The following is a 15,416-nucleotide window of genomic DNA, read 5'->3' as shown; positions in this document are numbered from 1 at the left end:
CACGCTCAATTGACCTTGATCAGCCGCCAGTCGAGCCGGTTGTCGGCGCGGTGCACGACATCAATGTTTTTCTTCATTGCCCAGGGAATGATCTGGTTGTGCAGCGGAATATGCGAGACCGTGTCGTTCGACAGCTGCAGGGCCTCGGTCAGCAGGCGGTTGCGCACCGGCAAATCGGTTTCCACCTTCACACGGTCCACGATGTAGTCCATGCGCGGGTTGCTGTAGCGGCCCACGTTGTAGTTGCCATCACCGCCGGTGCCCACGCTGCGGACCAGCGACTGCAGGCTGTAAAGCGCATCAAAGGTCGGCACCCCCCAGCCCAGCATGTAGATGCTGGCTTCGTAGCGCTGGATCATCGGGAAATAGGTGACCAGCGGCAAGGTGCGCAGCTTGGCTTTCACGCCGGCCCGGGCCCACATCGCAGTCACAGCCTGGCAGATTTCCTCGTCATTGATGTAGCGGTTGTTCGGGCAGGCAAAATCCACCTCGAACCCATTGGGGTAACCGGCCTGGGCGAGCAGCTTCTTCGACGCCTCGGGGTCATGCGGGTGGCGCTTGTGGACACCCTCGGTCCAGCCGTTGACCTGCGGCGCCACAATCGCGCCCGTCGGCTGGCTCAGGCCGCGCATGGTGACGCGGTTGATGGCGCTGATGTCAATCGCCTGGTACAAGGCCATGCGCACGCGCTGGTCCTTCAGCGGATTTTTGCCCTTGATGTTGGAACCCGGCAACTCCTCACGGAACTGGTCCATGCCGAAAAAGATGGTGCGGTTCTCGATGCCGTCGATGACCTTGAGATTGCCGGTGCTGCGCAGCCGGCCCAGATCCTGGATGCTGGGGTCAAGCACAAAATCGACTTCGCCCGACAGCAGGGCGGCAACCCGGGTGGCTTCCGATTTGATCGGCGTGTAGACAACTTCAGTCACGTTGGACTCGTTCTTGCCCCAGTAATTAGGATTGGAAACAAGAACCAGCTTCTGGTCAGGCTGCCACTCCTTGACCATGAACGGGCCGGTGCCCATGGCATTGCGGTGCGCAAAGGTTTCGTCCTTGGCGCGGATGTCTTTTGGCTCGGTCGACTTGTTTTTCTCGGCCCACGCCTTGCTCATGATGCGCAGCTCGGTCAACTGGTTGAGCAGCACCGGGTTCGGACCTTTCATCATGATGTCCACGGTCGAATCGTTGACCTTGACCACCTTGTCGATGCCCTGGGTATACACCGCATAGTTGGATGTTTTGGCGGTCGCACGGGTCAATGAGAACACCACGTCATCCGCCGTGAGTGGTGTGCCGTCACTGAACTTCACTCCGGAACGCAAGGTAAAGCGGACCTGCGTCGGCGAGACGTCACGCCAGGACGTGGCGAGTTGGGGCTCCACCTTGAAGGTGCGGCTGTTGTAGTAGACCAGCGAATCGTAAACGGCCGCGTGAACGCCATTGCCCAGCGCATTGTTCTGCGAGTGGATGTCGAACGTGGGGATGTCGCTCGCGCTCGACCACTTGAAGGTCTTGGCCTGCGCGGCAGGCACAACAGCAAATGACGCGGCCGCAGCAGCAGCGATAAAAAGCGGATGGAATTTCATGGTTTTCCTCTGGAAAGTAAGCGCCAAATATACAACCGGCCCATCAGGACAAAGCAAGGGATTTCCCCTGAACTGAACCCCTTCAAACCTGCGCGAGGGCCAAGGCGGTGCGCCCAGGGTGCACGCCCGTCAGACGCTTGCAACTCTCAGGCCAGGCAAGCGGCTAGCGCGCTTGCGCGACCTTGTCGAGCGTGACCGGCCCGTACCAGGCCGTGGTATTCGAACGCGTGTTGTCACTGTCGGTCATGATGCCTATGCCCACCAGCGCGCCCGGCGCTTCGCCGAAAGTCTTTTCATAGTCAGCGCGAATATTGCGCTCGTAGTCGACCCATTGGCGCAGCTTGCCGGCGCCGGATTCCACGACGAGTTTGCGTATCCTGTCGGTACGCGGATTGACAATCACCGTGCCCTGCGGGCGCGTGTTGCACCACACGTACATCAGTGTTGCATAGGGCAACTCCTCGCCGGTCAACGCACGTGCAAGTTCGGACAGCATGGCGTTCTTGCTGGAAAACTTGCTGCGATCACCCTCGAACACCAGCACCACACGTACCGGGGAATCATCGGCATCACGCAACGCCATGTCTGCTTGCGCAATCAGCTCAGGCACTTTCCACGAAAAGCGCAGGCTGGCCAGATCATCTGGATCCACGCGCAGCACCTGGCGCACCATGCTTGCAGACGAGCTGGAAGTTGCAGCCATCGCCTCGCGCCCGTCCTTGCGCTCATAGCGAAAGTGGCTGGGCTTCTTGCCCGGAAAAGAGTGGTGCCGCCAGCCTGGCGTGACCCGGTTACCGGTGGACGCAGTCACCCAAGGGGTGACGCTGAGTCTTGCTGGATCGGCCGGGGTAGCCGGCGGCATCAACGATGCACAGCCCGCCAGTTGCAGCAAGACCAATAACACCACGCCAGAACCCGACCTACCCCACCATCGCACCCTGTCAACCTGCGCCATCAGCATCTCCCCCATAACGGCATGCATTTCCATTTCCCATAAAAAAAAGCCGCCCGAAGGCGGCTTTTTGAACTCTCTTGATTGAAGCTGGCACAAGACCAGCCATCAATTAGAAGGAGTGCTTGATACCGAAGTCGTAACCGGTCGAACGGTTGTTCGCTGCGGTCACGGCGCCGTTCAGAGCCTGGGATGCGCCGCCGCTGTTGGTCACGCGAGCAAACGTGGTGTACAGAGCCGTACGCTTGGACAGGTTGTGCACATAACCCAGAGCCCATTTTTTGGACTTAGGCGTAGTCGCTGCGTCGGTTTTGTAGGTGGAGTAAGCCACACGGATCTGGCCGGCACCCATGGGAACCAAAGCACCGATCAAAGCGCCTTTGCCCGTCACCGAGGTGGGGGTGGATGCGACTTTGTCACGGGTCACCAAAGCCATGGCTTGGGCAACACCGAAGTCATACGAACCGCCGAGGTTGGTGGTCTTGACCTTGCCGGTGGTAGCAGTAGCAGCGTACCTGGTGCTGGACGTTGCCAGAGCGACGTTGACCGGGCCATTGGCGTAACCGAGACGGATGGCAGAACCGTTGCCGTCTTTTTCAGTGGCGAGGCCGTTCTTGTTGTTCTCACCCATGTAGGTTTGGAACTGGCCGTAGAAGCCGCCCAGGTTGCCTGGCAGGAAGTAACCCACGCTGTTGGAAGCGCGAACACCGACCGAGCCCATCAGGGCGCCGCCAGAATTCAGGGTCTGGGTGGTGCCCACACCGTTGGTGCCGAACGGATCAAACACGGTCTGGTTCCAGAACTGTGGCGTGTAGTCACGGCCCAGACGCAGTTCACCCAGGCCGCTGGCCAGGCTGACCGTCGAACGACGGTTGAAAGTCAGACCGTTACCAGTGGACGCGCCAGTGGTTTGGTTGTTGGTGTTGGTGGCATCGCCAGTACCGTTGTCAGGGTTGACGCCGGCTTCGAGCCAGAAAGAAGCAGACATGCCGCCGCCGAGATCTTCCGTACCACGGAAGCCGATACGGCTGGAGTTGTAACCAGAGTCGGTGATCTGGCTCTTGCTGGAAGAACCAACGCCGGAACCGGAGCCGTGAGCGTAGTTCACGTCAACAACGCCGAACAGGGTCACGGAAGATTGGGCCGAAGCCACGCCAGCAGCAGCCAGGATAGCCAAAGCGACTAGGGATTTTTTCATTGCGAGTTTCTCCAAGGTTAAACATAGGGCTCCAGGATTTTGGATCCCCGGGCCAACCTCCATTTAGGAAGTTGTATGTATTGCACCAGAGGCTGAGAGCTTTCGCAAAGGAATTGGCCCGATAAATTCAATTCCGTTGCACCCCTGCAACAAACGCAAAAACCCCTTGCGCGGCATTTATTCGTCTTCCAAAAGCTGGCGGCCCTCAATACTCATGTACTACAATTTGTACTACATTTACAAAAATCATCTGGACAAAAAGATAGCCGCGATCAATAACTTTCCGGCCCACCTTCCCCATGACATTCCAGCTGATCTCGCTGCGCGACGCCAACCAGAATTTTTCGAGGCTCATCGCCGCGGTTGAACGTGGCGAGGCCTTCTGCATCACCCGGCGCGGCCAGGAAGTGGCGCGGTTGACGCCCTCGCCCACGCCTGAACCCACGGCAAAATCACCTGGCGTTCAAAACCGGTTGCCCGCCGAAAAAGCCGCGCTGGCCGCCTCCCTCGGGGAACGTGTCCGCCAGCTTGAAGCGCGACTGGATAAACTTTCATCTGCCCTTCCGCCCACTGACCAGCGATAAATACCACCATGGATGCCCTGCTCACTTCCGCCGACAGCGCCCTGCGCACCCTGTTTGCCAAGCCCCGTGCCAGCCGGACATGCCCGACTGTGCCGGCCCAAGACACCGAGCTGAGCGCCGCGGACAAGTCGCTGGCCGGCGCGCTGATGCGGGTCAACCATGTCGGCGAGGTCTGTGCGCAGGCGCTGTACGCCTCGCAAGCCCTGAGCACACGCAATCCCGTTTTGCGCCAGCAGTTCCTGGAGGCCAGCAAGGAGGAAGGCGACCACTTGGCCTGGACACGTGAGCGGCTCGATGAACTCGGCGCCCGCCCCTCCCTGCTGAACCCGCTGTGGTATGCCGGGGCTTTCGGGCTGGGCCTGCTGGCGGGCCGTCTCGGTGACCGGGTCAGCCTGGGTTTTGTGGTCGAGACGGAGCGGCAGGTCGAAACGCATCTGGCCAGCCACCTGGAACGCCTGCCGGAAGGCGACCATGCCTCGCGCGCCATCGTGGCGCAGATGAAGGACGACGAAGCGCGTCATGCGCAGGAGGCGCAAGGTGCCGGGGCATTGGCGCTTCCCGCGCCGGTCAAGGCGCTGATGCGGGCTTCCGCCAAAGTCATGACGACAACCGCGCACTACCTCTAGTTGCTATATTTTCAGTAGCTTACAACGCTTTATAGACACGGGCTGCGGCCCGATTTTGCTTAAAACTCGTACCTACTCAGGTCGCCGCTGCAGCGCGCTTTTCTTGCTCCCTCGCCCTCTGGGAGAGGGTTGGGGTGAGGGCCAGCAAGCCACAACAGACGATAGCTCTACGCACACGCCGTTTGCCCTCACCCCCGCCCTCTCCCAGGGGGAGAGGGAGTAAAACCAGCCCAAACTACCTGAGGAGTTAATAAAGCTCAGGCTTCGATCAACTCAAAACTGGTGGTGATGTCGGCCGTTTTGCCGAGCATGATGGTGGCCGAGCAGTACTTTTCGTGGCTCATGGCAATCGCGCGTTCCACCGCGCTGGCCGCGATACCGCTTCCCGCCACGACAAAATGCATGTGGATTTTCGTGAACACCTTGGGGTCGGCCTCGGCCCGTTCGGACGTCAGCCTGACCGTGCAGCCGCGCACATCGTGGCGGCCGCGTTTGAGGATCAGCACCACATCGTAGGCGGTGCAGCCGCCGGTGCCGGCGAGCACGGTTTCCATCGGGCGCGGCGCCAGGTTGGCGCCGCCGTTTTCCGGCTTGGCGGCGTCGGGCGCGCCATCCATCACCAGCGTATGGCCGCTGCCTGTGGTTGCCAGAAAACTCATGGCCGAGCCAGAGGTTGTTGTTGTCCCCGTGGCGGTGTTGGGGCCGGTCCAGCTCACTGTGCATTCCATGAATTGCCATCCTCAAAAGTCAGAAATAGTTGTCAAAAGTAGCGGCGAGTGTTTATTTTTCGCAACAAAACATTGTTGCAGCGCAACATGCCTCCGCTATACTGAAATCATCGCATGAACACACCCTTTGTTTTCATGCAATGTTTGTCTCCTCCATCCCTGAAAGGGTGGATTTACAGGCCCAGACCGCAAGGTCTGGGCCTTTTTTCTTGCCCACTATGATGTCGGGTTGCGAGAAAAACACATGCCCACCCCCCCCAAACCCGTTACCCGCCGGTCACCCGGCACCCCCAAGCCATCCGCCGCCGGGGCGCTCACGCCCGCCGACTACCTGAAAAAAATCCTGACCGCACGTGTCTACGACGTGGCGGTGGAATCCGCCCTGGAGCCGGCGAAAAACCTCAGCCGCCGGGTGCACAACACCGTGCTGCTCAAGCGGGAAGACCAGCAACCGGTGTTCAGCTTCAAGCTGCGCGGCGCCTACAACAAGATGGCGCACCTGAGCCCGGCCCAGCTCAAGAAAGGCGTCATCTGCGCCTCGGCCGGCAACCATGCGCAGGGCGTGGCGCTCGGTGCGCACAAGCTCGGTGTGCGCGCGATGATCGTGATGCCGGTGACGACGCCGCAGGTCAAGGTCGATGCCGTCAGGGCCCTGGGTGGCGAGGTGATCCTGCACGGCGACAGCTACTCGGACGCCCACCTGCATGCCGTCGCGCTGGAAAAAAAGAACGGCCTGACCTTTGTGCACCCGTTCGACGATCCGGACGTGATTGCCGGCCAGGGCACGATTGCCATGGAAATCCTGCGCCAGATCCAGACCATCGGCAAAGGCTCGCTCGACGCGGTGTTTGTGGCCATAGGCGGCGGCGGGCTGATTTCCGGCGTCGCCAACTACATCAAGGCGGTGCGTCCCGAAGTCAGGATCATCGGCGTGCAGATGAACGACTCCGACGCAATGGCCCAATCGGTCGGCGCTGGCAAACGTGTCACGCTGCCCGATGTGGGCCTGTTCGCCGACGGCACCGCCGTCAAGCTGGTGGGTGAGGAAACCTTTCGCATCAGCCGCGAGCTGGTCGATGAATTCATCACGGTGGACACCGATGCCGTCTGCGCCGCGATCAAGGACGTGTTCATCGACACGCGCAGCATTGTCGAACCCTCGGGCGCGATGAGCGTGGCCGCCATCAAGCAGTACGTGGCCACGCACAAGACCAAAGGCGAGACCTACGCGGCGATTCTGTGCGGCGCGAACATGAATTTCGACCGCCTGCGTTTTGTCGCCGAACGTGCCGAGGTCGGCGAGGAACGCGAGGCGCTGTTTGCGGTGACGATTCCCGAAGAGCGCGGCAGCTTCCGGCGCTTTTGCGAACTGATCGGCGAGCTGCCCGGCGGCCCGCGCAGCGTGACCGAGTTCAACTACCGCATCAGCGATGCCAGCCAGGCCCATGTGTTCGTCGGCCTGACGACCCACGGCAAGGGCGAGAGCACCAGAATCGCCGGCAACTTCAGCAAACACGGTTTCAAGACGCTCGACCTGACCCATGACGACCTGGCCAAGGAACACATCCGCCACATGGTGGGCGGGCACACCGCGCTGTCCAAAGACGAACGCCTGCTGCGCTTTGTGTTTCCCGAGCGGCCCGGGGCGCTGATGAAGTTTCTGGGCGCCATGAAGCCGGGCTGGAACATCAGCCTCTTTCACTACCGCAACCAGGGCGCCGACTATGGCCGCATCCTGGTCGGACTGCAGGTGCCCAAGGCCGACAACAAGGCTTTCAAGGCCTTTCTCGACACCCTGGGCTACCCGCATGTGGAAGAGACCGACAACCCGGTCTACCGGCTGTTTCTGCAGAGCTGACGGGCCTGGCGATGACTGCGGCAGGCGCATCCGTTCCCTCCAATTCATCGTGCCCCCGTTGCGGTGCGACTTTTCGCTGCGGCATGGTGGGAGCGGACGCCGAATGCTGGTGCGTCAAGCTGCCCCATGTCGTGCCCGTTCCCTCCAGCACGTCTTCCTCCATCGGCACGTCAGAGGCATCCTGCTTTTGCCCCGCCTGCCTCCAGAAAATCACCGATGACCGACAACAAGACACTTCTCCTGCCCGCGATTGAACCGACCGCCGACGCCGCGCTGGCCGCCCGGCTGCAGCACAAAATCGACCAGAAAACCAAGCCGCTGGGCGCGCTGGGCCAGCTTGAAACGCTGGCGCTGCAGCTCGGCCTGATCCAGCGCAGCGAGGCCATCACCTTCGAGTCGCCGCAAATGGTGGTGTTTGCCGCCGACCACGGCATTGCCAGCGAGGGCGTGTCGGCCTTTCCGCAGGCCGTGACGGTGCAGATGGTGGGCAACATGCTGGCAGGCGGTGCCGCCATCAATGTGTTTGCACGCCAGCACGGTTTTGCCCTGCAGGTGGTGGACGCCGGCGTGGCCGCCGACCTGGCCGATCACCCGCAACTGCAACAGCGAAAAATAGCGCCCGGTACACACAACATGTGCGAGGGTCCCGCCATGTCGCTGGCCCAGGCCCACGCCGCGCTGCAAGCCGGCATGGATGTCATGCAGGGCCTGCCCGGCAACGTCGTGGCCTTTGGCGAGATGGGCATTGCCAACACCTCGCCCGCCGCCCTGCTGCTGGCGCGGCGGGCCGGCCTGCCGATCAGCGACGTGGTCGGGCGCGGCACGGGGCTGGACGATGCGCAACTGGCGCACAAACAGGCCGTGCTGCAGCGTGCCCTGGACCGCCACGCCGATGTGCATGAGCCGCTGGCCGTGCTGGCGGCGTTGGGCGGCTTTGAAATCGCCATGATGGCCGGCGCCATGCTGCAGGCCGCCAGCGAGCGCCGCGTGGTGCTGGTCGACGGCTTTATTGCCGGCGCGGCCGCGCTGGTGGCGCGCGCCCTGGTGCCGCAGGTGTTGGACTACCTGGTGTTTTGCCACCGTTCGGCCGAGCGCGGCCACCACCTGCTGCTGGACCACCTGAAGGCGGTGCCGCTGCTCAACCTGGACATGCGCCTGGGCGAAGGCACGGGTGCCCTGCTCGCCTGGCCGCTGCTGCAGTCGGCGGCGCTGTTCATGGCCGAGATGGCGAGTTTTGATTCGGCCGGGGTCAGCGGTAAAACGAGGGAATAACAGTTCATGACCGATGCCCATGCGCCTGGTTTGTCATCCCGGACTCGATCCGGGATCCATGCCGCCTCTACCAACAGCTGTAGTGATCCAGCATGGATTGCGGGTCAAGCCCGCAATGACAGCTAAACGCCGTTGCCGTTCCAGCACCATGGGATTAACACAAGCAAGCAGTACTGAGTTATGAGCCAGTTCCTGCGTCACTACCTGCTGGCCGTCCAGTTTTTCACCCGCATTCCGGTCACGGGGCGCCTGGCCAACTGGGTCGGCTACAGCCCGGCCATGCTGCGCGCCAGTGCCGCGCACTTCCCCGGCATCGGCTGGCTGGTCGGTGCCGTGGCGGCCGGCGTGTACAGCCTGCTGCTGGCGCTGCTGCCCGCCACCAACTTCGCACCGCTGGTGGCCGCCGTCCTGTCCACGGTGGCGACGGTGCTGCTGACCGGCGGCTTTCACGAAGACGGGCTGGCCGACGTGACGGACGGCCTGGGTGGCAGTTACGAGAGGGACCGCGCCCTGGAGATCATGAAGGACTCACGGGTCGGCGCTTTTGGCGCGATGGCGCTGGTACTCGCGTTGCTGGGCAAGGTGGCGCTGTTGGCGCTGCTCGGCTCGATCGAAGCCGCCCTGTCCGGCGTGGAAGAAGCGCCTGCCGACCTGCCCCTGGACGGCTGGCTGGTCGCCGCGGCCCTGTTTGCCGCGCATGTGGTCTCGCGCACCCTGCCGCTGCTGCTGATCCGCGCGCTGCCGCATGTCGGCGATGCTGCGGGCTCCAAGTCCAAACCGCTGGCCGACCAGATCACGCTGACCAGCCTGGGGGTGGCGTTTGTATGGTCATTTTCGGCCCTGGCCCTTGCCAGTTATGCGCTGCCAGCTATGACTTTGATAGTAGCCTGCAGCTTCTCCGTGATTGCCCTGTTGTGGATGGGCCGACTGTTCACCCGCCGCCTGCAGGGTTTCACCGGCGACTGCCTGGGCGCCACGCAGCAGGTCTGCGAGATCGCCTTTTACCTCGGCCTGGCCATCGCCTTGTAAACATGGCCCCCACGTTCGCGTCACTGCGTGTAGCTCTCTGCCCCCCAGGGGGGCTAATTTTCCTTGGGACGGCCCTGCGGAAAATTGCCGCGTCTCGCGGCCTCATGCCGGAAACGGCATGACCCTCTGGCTGGTGCGCCACGCCCAGGTCCTGCTGGCGCCGGGCACCTGTTACGGCGCGCTGGATGTGGCGGCGGACCGGGCAGCGACGCAACACAGCGCCGCGGCCCTGGCCGCCGTGCTTCCCGGCGGTGCACGCATCAGCACCTCGCCGCTACAAAGATGTGAGCTGCTTGCGCAGGCGCTGCTTGGGCTGCGGCCCGATTTGACCCTTCAAACCGATGCCCGGCTGCAGGAAATGAACTTCGGCGCCTGGGAAGGCCGGCGCTGGAGCGACATCACGCGCAGCGAGTTCGACGCCTGGACGGCCGACTTTGCCGGCCACGCCGTTGGCGGCCATGGCGAAAGTGTGCGCGCCGTGATGGCGCGCGTGGCCCGGGCTTTCGATGAACTGCCGGCCGGGCCGCCCACCGTCTGGATCACCCACGCCGGCATCATCCGGGCCGCGCAGCTGCTGGCCGGCGGCATCCGCGAAGTCACACGTGCCGACCAGTGGCCGCCCGAGGGCGTGGCGTGCGGGCAATGGCGCACACTTGAGCTATCGTTGAATCCATCCCCGCAGTAAACAGGTAACCCTCATGGCAGCAACTCTCGACGGACAACTGGTGGTGGCGATTTCATCGCGCGCACTGTTTGATTTTGAGGAAGAAAACCGGGTGTTCGAAGACGGCCTGGGCCAGCCGCCCGCGCCCGGCACCAAACGCGATGCCGCCTACATGCAGCTGCAGCTGGACCGGCTCGACGTGCCGGCCAAACCCGGCGTGGCCTTTTCGCTGGTCAAAAAACTGCTGGCTTTCAACGACGCGCCCGACAGCCTGGACGACGCATCAAGCGCCGCCAAGCTGGCCCAGCGCGTCGAGGTCGTGATCCTCTCACGCAACGACCCGGTCTCGGGCATGCGGGTGTTCCGCTCGGCCCAGCACTACGGGCTGGCCATCCAGCGCGGCACCTTCAACCGCGGGGAGCCGCCTTGGCGCTACCTGAAACCCCTGCATGCCAACCTGTTTTTGTCGACCCACCTCAGCGATGTGCGCGAGGCGCTGGCCGCCGGCGTGCCAGCCGCGCAGGTTTATCCGCAGTCGGCCCATGCCAGCGACCAGCACCCCCATGAAGTGCGCATCGCGTTTGACGGCGACGCGGTGATTTTTTCCGACGAGGCCGAACGTGTGTTCCAGTCGCACGGCCTGTCGGCCTTCCAGGCGCATGAACGCGACAAGGCCACGCAGCCGCTGCTGGCCGGCCCCTTCAAGCCGCTGCTCGAAGCGCTGCACCGGCTGCAGCAGGTGGGCACCTCGCGCATGCGCATACGCACGGCGCTGGTCACGGCGCGCAGCGCGCCGGCGCACGAGCGCGCGATCCGCACACTGATGGACTGGAACATCGAGGTCGACGAAGCCATGTTTCTCGGCGGCCTGGCCAAGGGCGAATTCCTGCGCGAGTTCGAGCCCGACTTCTTCTTCGACGACCAGACCGGCCATGTCGATTCGGCTTCGCAACATGTGCCTTCGGGGCATGTGGTCAGCGGCGTGTCCAACCAGCTATCGTGAGACCGCATTGCCAAAGGTTTGTCATTGCGGACTTGATCCGCAATCCATGCCTGCAGACCGATAGGCCGGTAGTTCATGCGGCATGGATCCCGGGTCACGCCCGGGATGACAGATAAGGCCTAACGCCCCACAAACCGCGCCGGCCGCTTTTCAACAAACGAGCGCACCCCCTCCGCCGCGTCTTCACTGCGCGACAGGCCTTGCTGCACCGCGATGAAGTCCTGCATGGCCAGCACCGGGCCGTGTTCCACCGCCTTGAGCGCATTTTTTCGCGTGGCCACCACCGCCAGCGGCGCCTGGGCGGCAATGGCGTCGGCAATCCGCAGGGCCTCGTCCAGCGCCTGACCGGCGGGCACCACCTTCTGCACGAAGTTCAGCCGCAGGGCCTCGGCACTGCCGAACTCGTCGCCGGTCAGCAGGTGCAGCAGCGCATTGCCCAGGCCGGCACGTTCGGCCATGCGCAGCGTGGCGCCGCCGGTGGCCATGATGCCGCGTTTCACTTCGAGCTGCGAGAAGCGGCAGTCGTCGGCGGCCACCACGATGTCGGCCGCCAGCATCAGCTCGATGCCCAGCGTGTAGGTGATGCCCTGCACCGCGACCACCATGGGTTTGCTGCGGCGGCGGTAACCTTCCATGCCCAGGTCCAGCGGATCGACAAGGCCCAGCGGCACGGCTTTTTCGCCGCGCTGCATCAGCGGCGCGATCGTCGGCAGGTCCAGCCCGGCGGTGAAGTGCTCGCCCAGCGCGTACAGCACGCCCACTCGCAAGGCAGGGTCGTCATCGAGGCGCGTGTAAGCCTGGCCAAGCTCGCGGAACATCTTCGGCGTGAAGCCGTTGCGCTTGGCCGGACGGTTGATGGCGATCAGCAGCAAGGGGCCGCGCACGGTGCAGTCGATGCTGCCTTCGGGGGAAGGGGACGTGGAGGTGTTCATGCCGGCATGCTAGCGAGTTCCCGCGCTGCGGATGTTCACTCGCGCGACAGGGCGCGGCACTACACTGGCTTCCATTTCCGCCTCCTCCAAGGATGACTTCCATGCCCCTGACGCCCCTGGTCCCCACCGTGCACGGCAAGTTCGCCGCCTTCCAGGACTTCTGCCGCAAGGCCTGGGCGCTGACACGGCCCTACTTCGCGTCCGAGGACAAATGGAGGGCGCGCGGGCTGCTGGTCGCCATCGTGCTGCTCAACCTCGGCGCGGTGTACATGCTGGTGCTGATCAATGAATGGAACCGGGTGTTCTACGACGCGCTGCAGGACAAGAACCAGCCGGTGTTCTGGGAGCAGCTCGGGCGCTTCACCTACCTGGCCTTTGCCTTCATCATCATCGCGGTCTACCGCTTTTACCTGACGCAGCTGCTGGAAATCCGCTGGCGCGCCTGGATGACGGCCCACTACCTGCAGCGCTGGCTGGCCGACCACGCCTTCTACCGGATGGAGCTGGCCCGTTATGCGAGTAGTGGCACCAATGGCAATGGCGGCAACAGCACGGCCGCACCGGACAACCCCGACCAGCGCATCCAGGAAGACCTCAACCTGTTCACCACCTACACCATCTCCCTGAGCATGGGCCTGCTCAATGCCGTGGTGACGCTGCTGAGTTTTGTCGGCATCCTGTGGAGCCTGTCGGGGCCGTTTGGCTTCACGCTGGGCGGCACCAGCTACAACATTCCCGGCTTCATGGTCTGGATGGCGGTGCTGTACTGCGCGGCCGGCAGCATCATCACGCACTATATCGGCCGGCCGCAGATCCGGCTCAATTTCCTGCAGCAGCGTTACGAGGCCGACTTCCGCCACCACCTCGTGCGGGTGCGCGAGTACAGCGAATCGATTGCGCTCGACAAGGGCGAGGCCGTCGAGCGCGTGCACCTGGAAAGCCGCTTTTCCACCGTGCTGGGCAACTACCTGACCCTGATCAAGAAACAGAAAAACCTGATCTGGTTCACCAACTTCTTTGGCCAGGCCGCCGTGGTTTTTCCCTTTGTCGTGGCCGCCCCGCGCTTTTTCAGCGGCGCCATCCAGCTCGGGCAGCTGATGCAGATCTCGTCGGCCTTCGGCCGCGTGCAGGACTCGTTGAGCTGGTTTGTCGACAACTACAGCAGCCTGGCCGCCTGGCGCGCCACGACCGACCGGCTGACCAGTTTTGAAGAGAGTTTTACGGCCCTGACCCAGGCGCAGCGGGCGCAGACAGCTATGAATTCAGTAGCAACCGACGAATCCGCCACCAGCCTGGAAACGCAGGACCTGACGCTGGCGCTGCCCACCGGGGCGGTGCTGCTGGAAGGCGTCTCGCTGCATGCCGAAGCGGGCGAGAACGTGTTGATCAAGGGCCCGTCGGGCAGCGGCAAATCGACGCTGTTTCGCGCGCTGGCCGGCATCTGGCCCTTCAGCCGCGGCTCTACCCGTCTGCCGGCCAACACCATGTTCATCCCGCAACGCCCCTACTTCCCGAACGGCAGCCTGCGCGATGCGCTGGCCTACCCCCAACCGGCCGCCAGCTACAGCGACGCGCAACTGCGGCAGGCACTGGAAGAAGCACTGCTTCCCAAGCTGACGCAGCGCCTCGATGACGAGGACGCCTGGAGCCAGAAACTCTCGGGCGGGGAGCAGCAGCGCCTGGCGATTGCCCGCGTGCTGCTGAAAAAGCCGGCCTGGCTGTTTGCCGACGAAGCCACCAGCGCGCTCGACGAGGACGCGGAAAAAACACTGTACGAACGGCTGCTGGCCCAGACCCGGCAAGCGGGAGGCGCTATTGTTTCCATAGCACATCGACCCACGGTGGCAGCGTTTCACGGCAAGCGCTGGGAGCTTGAAAAACTGCCGGAAGGCGCACCGGCGCTGTACCGGCTGACGGAAACCCGCGCCTGATCAGCGCCCGGCCGGCGCGGCCGCATAGGCCGCATAACCCCGCAAGCGCAACTCGCAGGCCGGGCACTGACCGCAGCCATAACCCCAGGCGTGGCGGTGCGTGCGGTCGCCAAGGTAGCAGGTGTGCGTATGTTCGATGATGAGTTGAACCAGCGGCCGGCCGCCCAGCGCCTCGGCCAGTGCCCAGGTCGCCGCCTTGTCTATCCACATCAGGGGTGTCTCGATCAGGAAGCGTTTGTCCATGCCCAGCGACAAGGCAAGCTGCATGGCTTTCATGGTGTCGTCGCGGCAGTCGGGGTAGCCGGAGAAATCGGTTTCGCAGACCCCGGTGACCAGCACCTGCAGGTCGCGCCGGTAGGCCAGCGCCGCCGCCAGCGTCAGGAACAGCAGGTTGCGCCCCGGCACAAAAGTGTTGGGCAGGCCCGAACTCTCCATCCTGAAAGCCGTGTCGCGCGTCAGCGAGCTTTCGCTGACCTGGCCCAGCACGGCAAGGTCCAGCAGGTGGTCTTCACCAAGTTTGTGCGCCCACTGCGGAAACTGCGACCGGATCTCGCGCAGCACCACCAGCCGCGCCTGCAACTCGACGCTGTGGCGCTGGCCGTAGTCGAAACCCACGGTTTCCACACGTTCGTATTTCGACAGCGCCTGGGCCAGGCAGGTGGTGGAGTCCTGCCCACCAGAGAACAGGACAAGGGCGGTGGTGTGCATGGGAAGAAGTCGGGGCGTTGTGCGGGAGCGGCTATTGTGCCCGCGCCGCCCCCTCCCTCACCCCGGCCCTCTCACAAAGGGCGAGGGTGAAGGCGGCCCAATTCACTGTCGTGTAATTGGAAAGATCCCTGGTACTGCAACCCGAAAATATCGAAACATGAAAGCGCGCCTTCGCACCCATGGCGGCGTTGCAATCCTTGCGAAGGCGCACAGCCTTCGCTGCGGCTTGCGCCTTGCCCTGGGCACGAAGTCATCACTTTCATTTTGTTTCGCTACTTCCGTGCTGCAGTACTAGTACATTGACACATAAATAACGAAACATGTGTAAACTCTCGTTGCCGCCAT

16 protein-coding genes are annotated in these 15,416 nt (G+C 63.2%); 9 read left to right on the top strand and 7 right to left on the bottom strand.

The features are described from left to right. Positions 1-5: 5 nt before the first annotated feature. The 4 genes from PSV40_RS20480 to PSV40_RS20465 all read right to left on the bottom strand — a co-directional run bounded on the left by PSV40_RS20480 (position 6) and on the right by PSV40_RS20465 (position 4,181). Positions 6-1,586, bottom strand: a complete 1,581-nt coding sequence (locus tag PSV40_RS20480; protein ID WP_300541362.1) for an ABC transporter substrate-binding protein — start codon at positions 1,584-1,586, stop codon at positions 6-8. A gap of 163 nt (positions 1,587-1,749) precedes the next feature. Further along, on the bottom strand, positions 1,750-2,568 hold the full coding sequence (locus tag PSV40_RS20475) for a DUF3047 domain-containing protein (RefSeq protein ID WP_300541360.1): 819 nt from the start codon (positions 2,566-2,568) through the stop codon (positions 1,750-1,752). 82 nt (positions 2,569-2,650) lie between these two features. Then, the gene (locus PSV40_RS20470; protein ID WP_300541358.1) at positions 2,651-3,736 is read right to left on the bottom strand and encodes a porin; all 1,086 of its coding nucleotides are present in this window, start codon (positions 3,734-3,736) and stop codon (positions 2,651-2,653) included. A 205-nt stretch (positions 3,737-3,941) separates the two neighbouring features. Next, positions 3,942-4,181, bottom strand: a complete 240-nt coding sequence (locus tag PSV40_RS20465; protein ID WP_300541356.1) for a hypothetical protein — start codon at positions 4,179-4,181, stop codon at positions 3,942-3,944. Here PSV40_RS20465 and PSV40_RS22905 point away from each other — a divergent pair. Together PSV40_RS22905 and coq7 are read left to right on the top strand one after the other, a co-directional pair. Beyond that, the gene (locus tag PSV40_RS22905; protein ID WP_366915055.1) at positions 4,090-4,320 is read left to right on the top strand and encodes a hypothetical protein; all 231 of its coding nucleotides are present in this window, start codon (positions 4,090-4,092) and stop codon (positions 4,318-4,320) included. The two genes, PSV40_RS20465 and PSV40_RS22905, sit on opposite strands and share 92 nt — an antisense overlap. After that, on the top strand, positions 4,317-4,946 hold the full coding sequence (gene coq7 / locus PSV40_RS20460) for a 2-polyprenyl-3-methyl-6-methoxy-1,4-benzoquinone monooxygenase (protein WP_300541573.1): 630 nt from the start codon (positions 4,317-4,319) through the stop codon (positions 4,944-4,946). The genes PSV40_RS22905 and coq7 overlap by 4 nt, the downstream gene beginning before the upstream one ends. 257 nt (positions 4,947-5,203) lie before the next feature. Here coq7 and PSV40_RS20455 read toward each other — a convergent pair whose 3' ends face one another. Beyond that, complete coding sequence (locus PSV40_RS20455; protein ID WP_300541354.1) at positions 5,204-5,674, bottom strand: OsmC family protein; 471 nt, start codon at positions 5,672-5,674, stop codon at positions 5,204-5,206. Between the two features lie 244 nt (positions 5,675-5,918). Between PSV40_RS20455 and ilvA the strand changes: the two genes are divergently transcribed. The 6 genes from ilvA to PSV40_RS20425 all read left to right on the top strand — a co-directional run bounded on the left by ilvA (position 5,919) and on the right by PSV40_RS20425 (position 11,500). Next, positions 5,919-7,532, top strand: a complete 1,614-nt coding sequence (ilvA, locus tag PSV40_RS20450) for a threonine ammonia-lyase, biosynthetic (RefSeq protein ID WP_300541352.1) — start codon at positions 5,919-5,921, stop codon at positions 7,530-7,532. A gap of 11 nt (positions 7,533-7,543) precedes the next feature. Continuing rightward, positions 7,544-7,786: a cysteine-rich CWC family protein gene (locus tag PSV40_RS20445; RefSeq protein WP_300541350.1), complete on the top strand. Its 243-nt coding sequence runs from the start codon at positions 7,544-7,546 to the stop codon at positions 7,784-7,786. Further along, positions 7,749-8,804 (top strand): nicotinate-nucleotide--dimethylbenzimidazole phosphoribosyltransferase, encoded by a 1,056-nt coding sequence (gene cobT, locus PSV40_RS20440; RefSeq protein ID WP_300541348.1) that lies wholly within the window; start codon positions 7,749-7,751, stop codon positions 8,802-8,804. Before PSV40_RS20445 ends, cobT begins: the two co-directional genes overlap by 38 nt. 180 nt (positions 8,805-8,984) lie before the next feature. Beyond that, complete coding sequence (locus PSV40_RS20435; protein WP_300541346.1) at positions 8,985-9,833, top strand: adenosylcobinamide-GDP ribazoletransferase; 849 nt, start codon at positions 8,985-8,987, stop codon at positions 9,831-9,833. A gap of 118 nt (positions 9,834-9,951) precedes the next feature. Continuing rightward, positions 9,952-10,518, top strand: coding sequence for a histidine phosphatase family protein (locus PSV40_RS20430; protein WP_300541344.1), 567 nt, complete (start codon positions 9,952-9,954; stop codon positions 10,516-10,518). Positions 10,519-10,531: 13 nt separating this feature from the next. Continuing rightward, positions 10,532-11,500: a 5'-nucleotidase gene (locus tag PSV40_RS20425; RefSeq protein ID WP_300541342.1), complete on the top strand. Its 969-nt coding sequence runs from the start codon at positions 10,532-10,534 to the stop codon at positions 11,498-11,500. A 119-nt stretch (positions 11,501-11,619) separates the two neighbouring features. Here the strand turns inward: PSV40_RS20425 and PSV40_RS20420 are convergent, their stop codons facing one another. Continuing rightward, the gene (locus tag PSV40_RS20420) at positions 11,620-12,432 is read right to left on the bottom strand and encodes a crotonase/enoyl-CoA hydratase family protein (RefSeq protein WP_300541340.1); all 813 of its coding nucleotides are present in this window, start codon (positions 12,430-12,432) and stop codon (positions 11,620-11,622) included. 101 nt (positions 12,433-12,533) lie between these two features. Between PSV40_RS20420 and PSV40_RS20415 the strand changes: the two genes are divergently transcribed. Continuing rightward, complete coding sequence (locus PSV40_RS20415) at positions 12,534-14,363, top strand: ABC transporter ATP-binding protein/permease (RefSeq protein ID WP_300541338.1); 1,830 nt, start codon at positions 12,534-12,536, stop codon at positions 14,361-14,363. Here the strand turns inward: PSV40_RS20415 and queC are convergent, their stop codons facing one another. After that, positions 14,364-15,071, bottom strand: a complete 708-nt coding sequence (gene queC / locus PSV40_RS20410; protein ID WP_300541337.1) for a 7-cyano-7-deazaguanine synthase QueC — start codon at positions 15,069-15,071, stop codon at positions 14,364-14,366. Positions 15,072-15,416 lie beyond the last annotated feature (345 nt).

The organism is Polaromonas sp. (assembly GCF_029945925.1).
GTDB lineage: Bacteria > Pseudomonadota > Gammaproteobacteria > Burkholderiales > Burkholderiaceae_C > Polaromonas.
Note: the sequence above shows the minus strand (reverse complement) of the source record. Positions and strands in the feature narration are given on the sequence as shown.

Excerpts from the sequence above, each read along its gene's own strand:
- PSV40_RS20480 (WP_300541362.1), bottom strand. The coding sequence starts at position 1,586 with ATGAAATTCCATCCGCTTTTTATCGCTGCTGCTGCGGCCGCGTCATTT.
- PSV40_RS20475 (WP_300541360.1), bottom strand. The coding sequence starts at position 2,568 with ATGCATGCCGTTATGGGGGAGATGCTGATGGCGCAGGTTGACAGGGTG.
- PSV40_RS20470 (WP_300541358.1), bottom strand. The coding sequence starts at position 3,736 with ATGAAAAAATCCCTAGTCGCTTTGGCTATCCTGGCTGCTGCTGGCGTG.
- PSV40_RS20455 (WP_300541354.1), bottom strand. The coding sequence starts at position 5,674 with ATGGAATGCACAGTGAGCTGGACCGGCCCCAACACCGCCACGGGGACA.
- ilvA (WP_300541352.1), top strand. The coding sequence starts at position 5,919 with ATGCCCACCCCCCCCAAACCCGTTACCCGCCGGTCACCCGGCACCCCC.
- PSV40_RS20445 (WP_300541350.1), top strand. The coding sequence starts at position 7,544 with ATGACTGCGGCAGGCGCATCCGTTCCCTCCAATTCATCGTGCCCCCGT.
- cobT (WP_300541348.1), top strand. The coding sequence starts at position 7,749 with ATGACCGACAACAAGACACTTCTCCTGCCCGCGATTGAACCGACCGCC.
- PSV40_RS20435 (WP_300541346.1), top strand. The coding sequence starts at position 8,985 with ATGAGCCAGTTCCTGCGTCACTACCTGCTGGCCGTCCAGTTTTTCACC.
- PSV40_RS20430 (WP_300541344.1), top strand. The coding sequence starts at position 9,952 with ATGACCCTCTGGCTGGTGCGCCACGCCCAGGTCCTGCTGGCGCCGGGC.
- PSV40_RS20425 (WP_300541342.1), top strand. The coding sequence starts at position 10,532 with ATGGCAGCAACTCTCGACGGACAACTGGTGGTGGCGATTTCATCGCGC.
- PSV40_RS20420 (WP_300541340.1), bottom strand. The coding sequence starts at position 12,432 with ATGAACACCTCCACGTCCCCTTCCCCCGAAGGCAGCATCGACTGCACC.
- PSV40_RS20415 (WP_300541338.1), top strand. The coding sequence starts at position 12,534 with ATGCCCCTGACGCCCCTGGTCCCCACCGTGCACGGCAAGTTCGCCGCC.
- queC (WP_300541337.1), bottom strand. The coding sequence starts at position 15,071 with ATGCACACCACCGCCCTTGTCCTGTTCTCTGGTGGGCAGGACTCCACC.